Origin of the sequence: Streptomyces zaehneri (assembly GCF_032248645.1) — a bacterium.
In the GTDB taxonomy this organism is placed as follows: domain Bacteria; phylum Actinomycetota; class Actinomycetes; order Streptomycetales; family Streptomycetaceae; genus Streptomyces; species Streptomyces coriariae.
Genome location: NZ_JASTTJ010000026.1, coordinates 108,365 through 121,101 on the forward strand (window position 1 = coordinate 108,365; position 12,737 = coordinate 121,101).

At 73.0% G+C, this 12,737-nt stretch carries 7 protein-coding genes and 2 pseudogenes; 4 read left to right on the top strand and 5 right to left on the bottom strand.

The features are described 5' to 3' along the window. Positions 1-7: 7 nt before the first annotated feature. Positions 8-766: a hypothetical protein gene (locus QQM72_RS33695; RefSeq protein WP_314224622.1), complete on the top strand. Its 759-nt coding sequence runs from the start codon at positions 8-10 to the stop codon at positions 764-766. Between the two features lie 220 nt (positions 767-986). Here QQM72_RS33695 and QQM72_RS33700 read toward each other — a convergent pair whose 3' ends face one another. The 5 genes from QQM72_RS33700 to QQM72_RS33720 are packed head-to-tail and all read right to left on the bottom strand — an operon-like array spanning position 987 to position 9,996. Next, positions 987-2,348, bottom strand: a complete 1,362-nt coding sequence (locus tag QQM72_RS33700) for a TIGR02679 family protein (RefSeq protein ID WP_314224623.1) — start codon at positions 2,346-2,348, stop codon at positions 987-989. Continuing rightward, complete coding sequence (locus QQM72_RS33705) at positions 2,345-6,583, bottom strand: TIGR02680 family protein (protein ID WP_314224624.1); 4,239 nt, start codon at positions 6,581-6,583, stop codon at positions 2,345-2,347. The genes QQM72_RS33700 and QQM72_RS33705 overlap by 4 nt, the downstream gene beginning before the upstream one ends. 8 nt (positions 6,584-6,591) lie before the next feature. Further along, positions 6,592-7,848 (bottom strand): TIGR02678 family protein, encoded by a 1,257-nt coding sequence (locus QQM72_RS33710; protein ID WP_314224625.1) that lies wholly within the window; start codon positions 7,846-7,848, stop codon positions 6,592-6,594. Next, the gene (locus QQM72_RS33715; protein ID WP_314224626.1) at positions 7,845-9,455 is read right to left on the bottom strand and encodes a TIGR02677 family protein; all 1,611 of its coding nucleotides are present in this window, start codon (positions 9,453-9,455) and stop codon (positions 7,845-7,847) included. The genes QQM72_RS33710 and QQM72_RS33715 overlap by 4 nt, the downstream gene beginning before the upstream one ends. 31 nt (positions 9,456-9,486) lie before the next feature. Then, positions 9,487-9,996: an ATP-binding protein gene (locus QQM72_RS33720; RefSeq protein ID WP_314224627.1), complete on the bottom strand. Its 510-nt coding sequence runs from the start codon at positions 9,994-9,996 to the stop codon at positions 9,487-9,489. A 180-nt stretch (positions 9,997-10,176) separates the two neighbouring features. On the opposite strand from QQM72_RS33720, the pseudogene QQM72_RS33725 reads away from it, so the two are divergent. From QQM72_RS33725 to QQM72_RS33735, 3 genes and pseudogenes are all read left to right on the top strand, one after another. Continuing rightward, a pseudogene (locus QQM72_RS33725) lies at positions 10,177-10,987 on the top strand (helix-turn-helix domain-containing protein); the annotation flags it as partial. Then, a pseudogene (locus QQM72_RS33730) lies at positions 10,967-11,509 on the top strand (response regulator); the annotation flags it as partial. The pseudogenes QQM72_RS33725 and QQM72_RS33730, both read left to right, overlap by 21 nt. Next, entirely contained in the window at positions 11,506-12,624 is a 1,119-nt protein-coding gene (locus QQM72_RS33735) for a sensor histidine kinase (protein WP_314224628.1), read from the top strand. The pseudogene QQM72_RS33730 and the gene QQM72_RS33735, both read left to right, overlap by 4 nt. The last annotated feature ends 113 nt before the right edge of the window (positions 12,625-12,737 follow it).

Genomic DNA, 12,737 nt, shown 5'->3' on the forward strand with positions numbered 1-12,737 from the left:
GGCAGGAATGACCACGAGACTGTCGTTCGACGGCGACTGGCGCGCAACGGTGACGGACGATCCGCTGCCCATGACCCCCCGCTTCACGGGCGACTCCGTGGATGTCACGCGGTACGCGGACGTGCAGGAGCGTGAGCGGTTCCTCGCGCAGACCTTCGGCAGCCGGGACCGGCTGTGGGACACACCTGACGTCTTCCGGTTCGACCCGGACAGCCGGAAGCTGGTCGGGGTCGAACTCCAGCTGCCGTACGTGTCCGCCGACGCCGAGACCTCCACCCGCCTTCCCGTCCTGCCCGCCGTACGCCGGGGCGGGCTCCGCGCGGACGAGGTCCGGGACTTCCGGCACGAGACGTGCACGGTGCTGTGCCGTGCTCCGGGGGACGCCGAACTGATCTGTCTGCGCGACCTCGGCGTCCTCGACGAACCCCTGGAGGCCCGCATCGGCGTCGCCCCCGACGTGGCGCTCCTCGTCCAGCACGGCACCGTCGCCGGTTGGAGCCTCACCGACCCGGCGCGGTACCTGACCACCACGTACGCCGACCCCGCCCCCGGCCCGCCCTCGCCCGCCACCCGCCGTCTGCTCACCGAGTGCCTGGACCTGCTCACCATGCCGCTGGTCGACGACGTGGTGGACGGCGAACCGCTCGCCCTGGCCCGGCTCCGGGCCGCCGACGAGTCCCTGCGCGACCAGCGCGAGGACCGGCACCGGGCGGACGCGCTGCTCGCGCTGATCGCCACACTGGTCGAGGACTACGGGAAGGGGTGACGAAGCCCCGACCATCGGCGAGTACACCTCCGAGGGCGAGGGCAGGTCCCCCACCGCTCCGCCATGGCGGGGGCGGCCCATGGCACTTCGACGCAGGCCACGTTGACGACCGAGCCCGGGCGTCAGGGCCGTCCTGGCCGGGCCGGAGCGATCACCCCAGCAAGGCCGCCGGCTCACAACGTCACCAAGGCCGGCTGATGCGGACCTCTGCGGACGCGCCTCAGCGAAACCCCCGCCCAAGATCCCTGAGCAGGTCGTCCAGCACCGATTCCTCCTCGACCCGAAGACCGCGCTCGGCGAGAGCGACGGCCAGGGCAGGGTCCCAAGGAGTTGCGGCGGGCGGGCCCGTCAGGTGCGAGGCTGCGGTCACTTCGGTCACCGCGGTCACTGCGGCTCGGTAATCGGCGGCCGTGTAGCGCCATGGTCGCCAAGGGACGCTTCGCGCCAGTGCTGCGCCGATGCGCACTCCGCCCCAGTCGAAATCGCCGTGGTAGAGGAGGCGGGCTCCGCGCATGGACAGCTCGCGCAGCAAGGTGAGCGCGGCGGCCGACGGTTGCCCCTGGAGGCACACCATGGGTGGGCACGCCGGGCCGAGGGTGTCGGCGGCGGCGGACAGCACGGCCGGGTTCTCACAGATGTGAACGGTTCCCGTCGTCGGAACGGAGACAACCGGTGCGTGACAGGTGAGGGAGCGGAGCGTCAGCACCGTCGGCTCCCCCGCGTCGGCCAACCAGTCGAGGGGTGGAGTACCGCGCAGGTTGAGGGTGAGAACCGTCGATGACAGGTCGTCCTTGAGCAAGCCCGCCGAGGCCCACGCCTCCCGCCGCCACTGCGCACCGGAGCCGTCGGGGAAGCCGGTGAGGCAACGGATGCCGGACAGCACGAGAGTGGCGAGCGGAGTCCCCTCGTCCAGGGCATGGGCGCCCGCCAGGTTCTGTGCCGCGAACGTCGCCCTCGATGTCGGGGGTGACGCGGGCAGCGCACGCAACGTGCGCACGGCGGCCTCCACCAGGGGGCCCGCCGCCTCCGGTGTGCGGGCGAGGCGCCGTACGAGACCGTCACTGCGGATCCGCTCGGCCCAGCGGGCCAGCTCCGCGTCGAGGATGCCGAGCGGGGCGTACGCCTCCTGCCAGGCCCTTTCCTCTCTGTTCCGTGTCTCGGCGTGGAGTACGACCGGACCGGTGAGGGCGACGACGGCCACCGCCAGTCCGTCGGGGCTGACACCGGAGCGCCGCAGGATTTCGTCCACGGTGGCGAGGCGGATGCTGAGGGAGCCACTGGGTCGCGGTGCTCGTCCCAGCAGGCGATCGGCGGCGCGCCGTTGGGATTCGTCGGGGTCGGACAAGGTGACGGACCTGGTGAGCGGCCGGCCGCGTGCCATGCGTTGCCGCACGCGGTCCACGAACCAGGCGAGGCCGGGATCGCCGAGCAGACGTCCGAGGCGCTCGGTATCGATGTCGGTCCGGGCTTCCGCCGGTGGCGGCCCGGTCGGCACCGCGTCCGGGGTGGCGTCCGGCGGTGTCATGCGTCCGGCCGCCGCCCGGACTCCGTCGCGGTCGGACGAGGTCGTCGAATGGTTCACCCCCACAGGGCCCCCTGTCCGCCGGCGTTGTCGACGGAGGCGGTCCGCCCTGGCTCACCGAAAGGACTCACCGGCCCGTCGGCCCCCTCGCCGAAGTCGCCGGCACCGGCAGCCGACCCGAGCGCGTCCGGCGGGGCACCGGGCTCCGTGCCGCGCCTGCGTTCGCCGCCGTCCCATTCCCACCGCGTCACCAGTACGGCGTCGATGTCGTCGACGCGGGAGAGCTGGGCGATGGCGATGCCCGGCACCTGGGGGTAGCAGGCCCACTCGCGTTCGCTGGTCATGACGACATCGAGGTCGAAGGCGCGCAGCAGGCCGAGGCACTTGGCGCGCGAGTCGTCGTCGACGCCGGCGAACGCCTCGTCCAGGGTGACCAGGCGCGGGGCGTGCGCGCCGCCCGCGCTCGCATAGTGCGAGGATGCGGCGGCGAACAGGGGCACGGACGCGGCCAGGACCCGCTCCCCGCCCGAGGCGGGGCCGGTGGCCGGCACCCACTTGCCGTGCTGGTGGCGTTCGACGCCGAACTCGTGCCAGGACCGGTAGTCGAGGGCGGCGGTGAGGTCCTCCAGCCAGCTGCCGGCGCTGTCGTCGGCCTGCCGGTGGGCGATCTGCTCCTGGAGGAACGCGCCGACCGCGGCCCGGTCCTCGGGCGACCACGCGTCGGCGGACTGACGCAGCCGTTCGCGGGCCTGGGCCAGTCCCTGCGGGGCCCGGCGGGACGCTCTCCACACCAGCCGCAGCTTCATGCCCGTGGAGGTCGGGCGCTCCTCCAGCTCCCTGTTCATGGCGGCCACCTGCCGTTCGGCCGCCCCGATCAGTTCCTGGAGCGTCCCGGCGACCTCGGTGATCAGATGGGTCTGGAGGATCTCACGCTCGCGTGCGGACAGGATGCGGGTCAGTTCCGCCACCTCCACGGCCAGTGCCTCCGCGAGTTCGGGCACGGCCCGTTCCCGGCCCTGGTAGACGATGTCGACCCGCATGCCGTCCTCGCTCGGGCGGGCGGTGGCGGTGTGGCCGTGCCGCGACAGCGCGTCCTGGAGCCTGCCGAACTCCTCGCTCAGCCGCTTCTGCACGCGCTCCCAGGCCGCGTCGGTGTCGTCGATCGAGGAGAGGCGTGACTCCACGGCCCGCGCGAGGGCGATCGCGGGGGTCGCCGCCCATGTCCCTGCGCCGTCGTCCGGTACATCGATGTCGGGCAGCGCGACGGTGAGCAGTCCCGTCGCGGCGAACCGCTGGAGCGCCGCGACGGCTTCCTCCCGCGCGGCGGTCGCCTCGGTGACGTCCTCGGCGAGCCGCTCGATGCGTCCCTCGGCGCGGCCGGCCCGTCGGTCGGCGTCGCTGTACTCCGCCCGGGCCTGCTGCTGTTCCTGTTCGCAGACCCGGGCCGCCTCGGCCGTCTCCTCCAGCTGCCGCTGAAGCTCGGCTACGGCCGCTCCGACAGTGGAGCGGAGCGTCGAGAGATGCTCGTCCGCCGCCGCGGCCACCCGGGCCGCCTCCGTGGCGCGCTCCGCGAGTTCGGACACGAGGAGTTGGGCCCGGTGGGTCTCCTCCTGTTCGCCGGTCACCGCGCGCTCGGCCTCCGCGCGTTCGCGCAGTGCGGGCCACAGGCCCGCCAGGAGGGCGGTGTGGTCGGCGAGCGCCTGGCGAACGGCGCCGAGTGCCGTGTGGTCGGTGGCAAGGTTCAGGGCGGCCGCGGTGCCGGCGAGTTCGGCCGCGGCACGCTCGGCCCATCGCGCCGCCGGAGCCAGTTCCGCGGCCCGTTCGTCCCGCCGGGCGCGGGCGCGACGGACCGCTTCGGTCGCGGCGGTGACGCGTGCGTGGGCGTGCCGCAGGTCGTCGTCGCCGGGCAGTGCGGCGAGTTCGGCGTCCAGCACGGCACGGCGCCCGGCCACGGCGCGGGACTCCTCGGCCAGTCGTTCCCGCTCCGCCGCCAAGCCGTCGATCTCGGCGCGCAGTTCCCCGATACGGACGCGACGCGCCTGCTCCCGCGCTCCTTCCCCCACGTACTGGGCGCTGTCCTTGGCCCAGCTTCCCGTGAGCGCCCCGACCCGGAAGCGCCCGTCCGCGCAGACCCAGGTGTCGTGGCCGCCGGCCTCCCACGAGGCCTCGCCGGGCCCGTCGCCGTCGTCCGCGGCCAGCCCGATCGAGGCGAGCAGGCGCGCGACCGTCTCCTCCCCCACGGCTGCGGCCCCCGCGTCGGCGGGGTCGACCGCCGGCCACAGCGCGCGGTCCAGGCCGGTTCCGCCGAGCAGCCCGACCGGGTCGAGCAGTAGGTCATGGCCGTCCGCCGCGACCGAGGAGCCGTCCGGCCGCACCCAGGCGTCGAGGAGTCCGGACGCCTCCAGCGCGGCTTCCAGTCCCGCGCGGTCGGCCTCGGTGAGGTGCGGACGGAAGTCGACCAGCCGCCACAACGGAGCACCGGGGCCCCGGTCCCGCACGCCGGGTGTGCGCGTCGGGGGAGCCGCGGGGCCGCGCTCCCCACCCGTTTCGAGGGCGGTCAGTTCCTCCACCGCCGACCGCTGCCGCTCCGCCGTCGCCGCCTCGCGGTGGGCCAGTCCGGCCGCCCGGTCGGCCAGGCGGGAGGCGGCGGCGCGATGCGCCTCGCTCGCGGCCGTACGGGCCGGCAGTGGGCCGTCCAGTGAGCTCGCCCAGTCCTGTACTGCGTCCAGGACCGCGGGCAGCCCGGGCACCCGCAGCTCGACGCACCCGGAAAGACGCTCACGCACGGCTGTGACCAGGGCCCGCCCTGCCAGGGCGACGTCCTCGTCCGCCTCGGCCAGCCGCTCCTCCCCGTGCACGACCTCCTCGTCGGCCTCGTCGACGCGCAGCCGAGCGGCACGGTGGCGCTCCTCGGCCTGCTCGGCGCGCGTGACGAGTTCCGCCATGTGCTCGACGGCGCGCCGCCTGCTCGCGGTCGCCTCGTCCGCCTCCCGGCGCAGGACCGCGTCGGGGGCTCCCTCGGTCCTGGGGAGGTCGAGCCGGGCGGCCGCGGCGCTCTCGGCCACCCGGTCCCTGATGCCGTCCAGCGCCTCCCGGGCTGCCGTGAGCCGGTTGTCCGCGGTGGCGAGCCGGCCCAGGGCCCGGGTGTGCGCCTCGGCCGCCGTACGCCGGTCGGCCTCGGCCCGCTTCAGCTCCGCGGCCGTGCGGGAGGCGTCGTACGCGGCCCGATCGAGCGCACGGGCGTCACGCATCTCAGGACGGGACCGCAGCGCGGCTTCCTGGGCGGCCAGCCGCGCGGCCCGCTCGTCGAGGGCGGCGCCCCTCGTCGCGGCCTCCTCGCGTTCCGCCGAGGCCCGGTCCCGGTCCGCCTGTGCCCTGGCGAGTTCCCGTTGCAGGTTCTCGTACCGGGCGTGTTCGCGGCGGGGCAGGCGGGCGCGGCGCCGGGAGGCGAGGCGGGCGTAGCGGCGGTAGTGGTCGAGGAACGCCGAGGACGCCTGTTCGGCCTCGCGGGCCGCCCGCAGTTCCTCCTTCTCCTCGTCCAGCGACCGGAACGCCTCCGCGGCGTCGGCGACGACCGCCTGGTCCATCGGCGGCAGCGCCTCGGTCAGCGCCCGGGACAGGGCGGCCTCGCTGGGGCGCTTGGACAGCTGGGGCTGGCGCAGCTGGATCAGGAGGTCGACGAGGGCGCCGTAGCGCCGCTCCCCGAGCCCGAACAGGGTTTCGTCGACCGCTCTGCGGTAGGCCTTCGCCGTGTCGTACACCATGCCGTGGCTGCCGACGGCCTCGGCGAGCCGGTCCCGGGACAGTGCCGTCCCGGTCGCGTCCAGCAGGTCGAGGCCGGCGCCGATCCGCTGGTCGGTGACCGCGAACCAGTGGCGGGCGATGCCTCGTCCGGCGACCGCCTTCAGTCCGCACAGCAGCGTGCGGAAGTGCGCCTCGCCCGTGGCGCCGTCGAGCCGTCCGAACTCGATCCAGGTGTAGCCGAGCCGTTCGGGATGCGGGTGGGCGCCGCCCAGGAGCAGGTTCCACTCCATGCGCTTGCCCGGGTCGCCGTCGGGTTCGACGCGGCGGGCGGAGAGGTCGCCGTCCAGGAGGAACGGCAGGGTGAGGGCGAGCACCTTCGACTTGCCGGTGCCGTTGTTGCCGCGCAGCAGCAGTCGGCCGTCGCGGAACCAGAACTCCTCGACGTCGTAGTGGAAGAGATCGACGAGCCCGATGCGCAGGGGCCGCCACCGGCCGGGGGCGGGAGCGGGGAGCGCGGGGCCGGGCGACTCGGGGCCGGGGAGCGCGGTCACGGAACGGTTCACCTTTCGTCCTGCACGGGCCGCGCGGGCTGCACGGTCGTGGCGGGGGGTCTGCGGACCCGTCCGGCTTCCCTGACGACAGGCTCGCCGACCGCGTACCGCGCGAGGGCGGGCCGCGGTACGACGTCCCGTTCGGTGCGCTCGGCCAGTCCCAGCGCCACCAGCTTGGTCAGTGCCTGCTCGACGAGTTCGGGCTCGGCTCCCGGTTCCCTCGCCGACTTGGACCAGAACCCGCCGTGCTCCGCGGCCAGTTCCCGTACGCGGGCCGCCAGCTCCGCCGGTTCCAGGGGCCCGCCCGCCTGTGCCAGGTGCCCCGCCAGCAGCAGCGTGATGTGACCGTGGGTGCCTTGTTCCGGCATGCGCGCGTCCGTGAGGTCGTCCATCGGGTCGACCATGGCGATGCCCTCGGCCCGGACCTCCGGGACGAGTCCCGTCAGCTCGTTGATGCGGGCGGTGATGAAGCCGCGCTGGCGGGTGAGGTAGGCCAGTTCGTCGTCGGCCAGGTCGTCGTAGTACAGCACCGGGTCGTCCAAGAGGATGCGGGTCAGCTTCCAGCGGACCGCCCGGAACCTGAGCTCGTCGCTGTCGAGGGCGGTCCAGGCCGTCATCTCCACCAGGCGCTCCTCGAAGCCCTCGGCCTCGACCATGGAGGGACCCCGCAGGGACGCCGGCATCCCGGCCAGCACGCGCCGCCGCACGTCGTACAGCACGTCACCCGCTCCGCTGACGTAGGCGTCCTCGTCGCCGGCCACCCGCCGCAGCACCCCGAGCCGCAGCAGTAGGCGGACGACGGCCGCGAGGTCGAGGCGCTCATCGCGCCGCTCCAGCGTGAACGTGATCCCGGCGGCGACGAGTTCGGGATCGGCGGCGGCCAGGACGACCTGCTCGGCGAGGCGTCCGAGTGCCACCTGCGACTCGCCCCGTTCCAGCGCGGCCAGGGCCAGGCAGAGCAGGACGTAGCGGCGGCGCGTGAAGGGCAGGGCACTGCGGGCGGCCTCGCGCGCCGGGTGCGTGGCGTCGGTGAGAGTGCCCGGCGTCTTGCGCAGCCGTGCGGCGTCGGCGTCCGTGCGCAGCGTCCAGCCGACGTTGCGTTCGAACCACTCCCGCAGCTCGGCGGCGTGCCGGCGCACCAGCCGGAACTCGTCGGCGTACGGCCCGTCAGCGGTGAGCAGCGGCTCCTTCAGCAGGGCGCGGGCGGCTTTCCGGAGGTCGGCCTGCCGCTGGCCGTCGAGGACCTCGGCGAGGGGGCCGCTCATCGGTCCTCCGTGAGCTGGCGAGCGGTGGCCCGTCGGGGAACAGGGATGGGGACGGGTGCCGACGCCGGTGCGGCGCGGTCATCGTGCCCCACTGTGAGGTCGACGATGTCGATCAGGTGGTCGGGACCGCTGAACACACCGTCGGGGGTGCGCACTTCGGCCGTCGATCCGTCGTCGAGGGCGGTCAGCCGGATCTCCATCGAACCGTCCCCGCTGGTGGCCGCGGTGGTGGTCGTACCTGGCCGCCAGGTGGCGAGCGCGTCGCCGAGCAGCCGCAGGAACAACTGGAAGGCGAGCGGGTCGAGTTCACCGATCCGGGACAACCGCACCGGCCCGCCCGTCACGAGCCGGTCCCGTGCCCGCCTGGTCTCGTCGGTCTGCCGGGCGGCGATCTCGGCGAGCCGGCGCTTCGCCTCCCCCCGGTCGGCCACCTTGCGCGGCTTGCCACGCCGTTCGTAACTGCCGGTGCGGCGCAGCTGAGGGCTGATCCTCAGCGGCCGCGCCTCGCTCCAGGGAGTGGAGGCCGGCTCCGGGGAAGCCGTCCGTTCGGCGAGGGTGTCGGCGTCGACGGTGAGGTGCCGGGCGGAGTGCAGCCCGAACGCCACCCGCCACAGCCGGTGCCGTGCCGCGTCGTCCGGCGCTTGGGCGAACCAGCGCGCCAGGGTGCGGAAGTCGGCCGAGCGGTCCGAGCGTCCGGCCCGCCGCTCGTTGAGCTGCCGTACGACGGCCAGGAGCTGCGGGATCGAGTTGAGCGCCCGCCCGCGCAGCAGCCTGGCCTGCGACTCCCGCCCCTCCCCCGACACGAACCATTCGGCGAGCCCGGACCATCGCGCGGCCCACCGCTCGTACGCCACCGCCTCCGCCCGCTCGGCCTCCTCCGGAGCGGCGTCGGCGGCCTCACGGGCCGCGGCGCACCGCAGCAGCGGACCGACTCGCTCCCGCTCCTCCAGCTCCCCGATCAGCAGGGCGATCCGCCCGCCGAGGGTGATGAGGTCCTGGATGAAGCGCTCCAGGTATTGGATCAGCCGGTCCTTGTAGGCGAGGAACGCCTCGACCTCGATGTCGTGCAGGTCGATGGTGCGCTGCAGCGAGCCCATGAAAGCACGGGCGTTGTCGGCGAGATCGGCGAACCGTGCCGTCAGCACGGACAGGGCCACGTACGTCTTGGCCGGGTCCGGCTCGTCCTCCGCGGCGATCACCAGGAGTGCCCGCAGCTGGGTGACGATGTCGTGCAGCGCGACCGCCTGGAGTTCCCCGCGCCGCCCCAGCACCTCGTCGTACGTCCCCAGCGCCGCCTCGGCCGCCTCACCGGCCCGGGTGAGCTGGTAGATGAACCGCCTGCGGTAGAAGTCCTCGACCGCCGTCACCCGCGCATGGTCCGGGTCGGCCCGCAGGTTCCCCCAGTCCACGAGCTTGTCCAGCGCCTGCGTCACCGCCTCGAGGTCGGCGGGCCGGTTCCCCGCGTCCAGGGCGGCGTACACGTCCTCCGGCCGCAGATGCACCGCGAACCTCTCCTTGGCGACAAGGAAGGCCCGCATGACCTGACGGTAGAGGAGGGCGTTGGGGGCGGTGAGGTGGGCGAACGGACTGTAGTCGCTGGAGGTCATCTCGGCACATTCTTCCACCGCGTTCACGGGCTCACGTCGGAGTTGCGAACACGTACTCCGCCCAGACGGTCTTGCCCGGGCCTCCGGGCCGCAGATGCCAGCCCCAGCTGGTGGCGAGACCCGCCACCAGCAGCAACCCTCGGCCGCTGGTGGTTTCTGAGCCGGGGGCGGGCAGCGCTTCCGGCTGAGGCGGCGTGCGATCGGTACGGGTGTCGGTGACCTCGATCCTGACCGTGTCGGCGGATTCGCTCGTGCGCAGGAGCAGATGGAAGTCCCGGCCGGGGACGTGGCCGTGCCGTACGGCGTTGGCGGTCAACTCTGCGACGACCAGCACGATCACGTCGTGCGCGTAGGTGTCGTACGGGATCCCCCACACGTCCAGTCGGTGCGCGGCCAGTCTCCGGGCGAGGCGGGCGCCCCGGGGCGTGGAGGTGAAGCGCATCTCGAAGGTGTGATCGAGCAGGTCGTGTGGGGCGGCCAAGTAGTCGGTGGGGCGCATGCGTTGGGTGGTACGGCTGGGACTGCCGGGCTTGCTCGTCATACCGACAACGGTCCCGTTGGTGGCGTAGCGTGACCAGCAGTGACGCACCGACACGGCCCGTTGTACGCATCGCGCCGGAACGAGTACGAGATGCGCGGCGTGACGAGGCCACCGGGACGGCGTTGAGCCAGGGAGGCGGTAGCGATGACCGAGGGCGCGGACGACGGGTCCGAGACCGTGATGGCAGGCGACGCGGGACAGGCGACAGCGGACACGTCCGGCCAGGCCGTGGTCATCGCGTTCGGGCAGACGATGAAGACGCTGCGGGTGCGGGCGGACCTGGAGCGCGAGGAGTTCGGACGGCGGATCGGATACTCGGCGTCCACGGTCGCGTCGTACGAGCAGGGCCGGCGGATCCCCGCACCCAGGACCATCGAGCGGGCGGACGACGTCCTGGACGCCGGCGGGTTGCTGACGGTGTGGAAGGAGCAGGTGGAGCGGGCTCAGTATCCGGTGTTTCTTCCAGGGCATGGCGGCCTTGGAGAAGGGGGCTCTGGAGCTGCTCATGTACGACACCCATGTGGTCAACGGCCTGCTGCAGACCGAGGAGTACATGAGGGCCCTGCTCGCCATGCGGTGTCCGCCCCTTGACCAGGAGACGATCGAGCAGCGGGTGACCGCCCGACTGGCCCGGCAGGAGATCTTCGACCGTCGGCCCGCACCCTTGCTGAGCTTCGTGATGGACGAGGCAGTGTTGCGACACCGCTACGGCGGCAAGGACGTACTACGGGGGCAGTTGGAGCACCTTCTGCTGATCGGCGACAAGCGGAACGTGGAGCTTCAAGTCATGCCGGTCGACTGCGAGGACAACGCGGGCGTGAATTGTCCGTTCACGGTCCTCACGCATAAGGACAGCAAGAGGTTCGTGTACTCCGAGGCGCATGCGACCAGCACCCTCGACACCGACTCGGAGCAGACGGTTCTCGCCGCCGCCCGCTATGGGATCATCCGATCGCAGGCTCTCACTCCGCGAGAGTCGCTGGACGTGGTGCTGCTGGACATCCGGATGCCGGACGTCGACGGGCTGACCGTCCTGCGCGAACTGCGGACGATGCCGGACTCCCCGGTCGTGGCGATGCTGACCACGTTCGACGCCGACGAGTACATCCTGACCGCGCTCAACTCCGGCGCGGCCGGTTTCCTGCTCAAGGACACCGAGCCGGAGCAGCTCGCCCACTTGGTGCGTACTCTGGCCGCGGGCGGTGTGGTGCTGTCCCCCAAGGCGTCCCGGAGCCTGCTGCACAGCCACCCCGGCACCGAGGCGGCCGTCGACGAGGAGGCCGCCCGCGTCCGGCTGCTCACCGCCCGCGAGCGCGACGTCCTCGTCCTGGTGGCCGAGGGGTTGTCGAACGCCGAAGTCGGGGCGCGCATCCACCTGGGTACCAGCACGGTCAAGGACCATGTCAGCTCGATCCTCACCAAGTTGCGGGTGACCAGCCGGGTGCAGGCCGCGCTGCTGGCGCAGCGGGCCGGGCTGCTCGACGAGCGCCCGCAGCCCGAGGCCACACGATGAGCCGGGCACGCGCCCTGTGGGAGCGGGTGCCCGCGCCGGTCGTCGACATCGTCCTGGTGGCGGTGGCAGCCGAGGACGTATGGCTGACCATGTGGGACCACACGCGCCTCGGCGTCGCGCTGGCCACGCTCGGCTGTGCCGCGTTGGTCTTCCGTCGCAGGTTCCCGCTCGGCGTCTTCCTGCTCACCCTGCCCATCGCACTGACGCAAGAGGTCGCCCTCGCCCCGCTCGTGGCGCTGTTCACCCTGGCCGAACGCTCCCGCAGCCGTCCTCTCCTCTCGGGGTGCGTCGCTGTGACCGCCGTGGCGAGCAGCGTTCCGTGGCCCCTGTCCAGTTTCGCCGAGGCCGGCCGGACCATGACGCTGATCGACTTCGTGTACAGCCTGGCCACCGCTGTCGCCCCGGTTCTTTTCGGGCAACTCCTACAGGCGCACCGGGACTTGGCGCGGCGGCTGGCGGAGATCGAGGAGGCCAGGGAGCACGAGCGGGCCCTGCATGCCCAGGCCGTACTCGCCCGCGAACGCGCCCAGCTGGCCCGTGAGATGCACGACGTGGTCTCCCACCAGGTCAGCCTGATCGCCGTACAGGCCGGAGCCATGCAGGTCGCCGCCAAGGACCCGAACGCCAAAGAGGCCGCCCGTGCGATCCGTTCGCTGAGCGTCACCACACTCGACGAACTGCGCACCATGGTCACGCTGCTGCGTGCCTCCGGCGGCCGAGCCACCGAGCTGACACCTCAGCCCACCCTGGCCGACCTGCACAAGCTCGTGGAGTCAAGCGGCACTCAAGCACAGCTGAAGGGCCAACTTCCGCCCACGGTGGGCACACCGGCCCAACGGGCTCTTTACCGCACGGTCCAGGAGGCGCTGACCAATGTCCGCAAGCACGCCCCCGGCGCCACGGCCCGCGTCGAGGTCTGGCAGGACGGCGACCACGTCGGCGTGACCGTCGCCAACACCCCGCCCATGCGCCCTTCTCTGTCCCTCCCCGGATCACAGCACGGTTTGGTCGGCCTGCGGGAACGGGCTGACATCCTGCACGGGACACTGGAGGCGGGCCCGACCACGGAGGGCGGCTACCGGGTGCGGCTGCGGATTCCCCTCAGCGGGGACTGACCGCCCAGGACCTGCCGCCGGCCCAGTCGGTTTGCGCCCAAGTGGCTGGAGCATCAGCCGTCCGGTCGCCCCGGACCGGTCGGGACGGGACTCAGCCGGTCGGCAGGGCGGTA

Bases quoted from the DNA above. Each gene is read 5' to 3' on its own strand.
- QQM72_RS33695 (WP_314224622.1), top strand. From the start codon at position 8: ATGACCACGAGACTGTCGTTCGACGGCGACTGGCGCGCAACGGTGACG.
- QQM72_RS33710 (WP_314224625.1), bottom strand. From the start codon at position 7,848: ATGAGCGGCCCCCTCGCCGAGGTCCTCGACGGCCAGCGGCAGGCCGAC.
- QQM72_RS33715 (WP_314224626.1), bottom strand. From the start codon at position 9,455: ATGACCTCCAGCGACTACAGTCCGTTCGCCCACCTCACCGCCCCCAAC.
- QQM72_RS33720 (WP_314224627.1), bottom strand. From the start codon at position 9,996: ATGACGAGCAAGCCCGGCAGTCCCAGCCGTACCACCCAACGCATGCGC.
- QQM72_RS33735 (WP_314224628.1), top strand. From the start codon at position 11,506: ATGAGCCGGGCACGCGCCCTGTGGGAGCGGGTGCCCGCGCCGGTCGTC.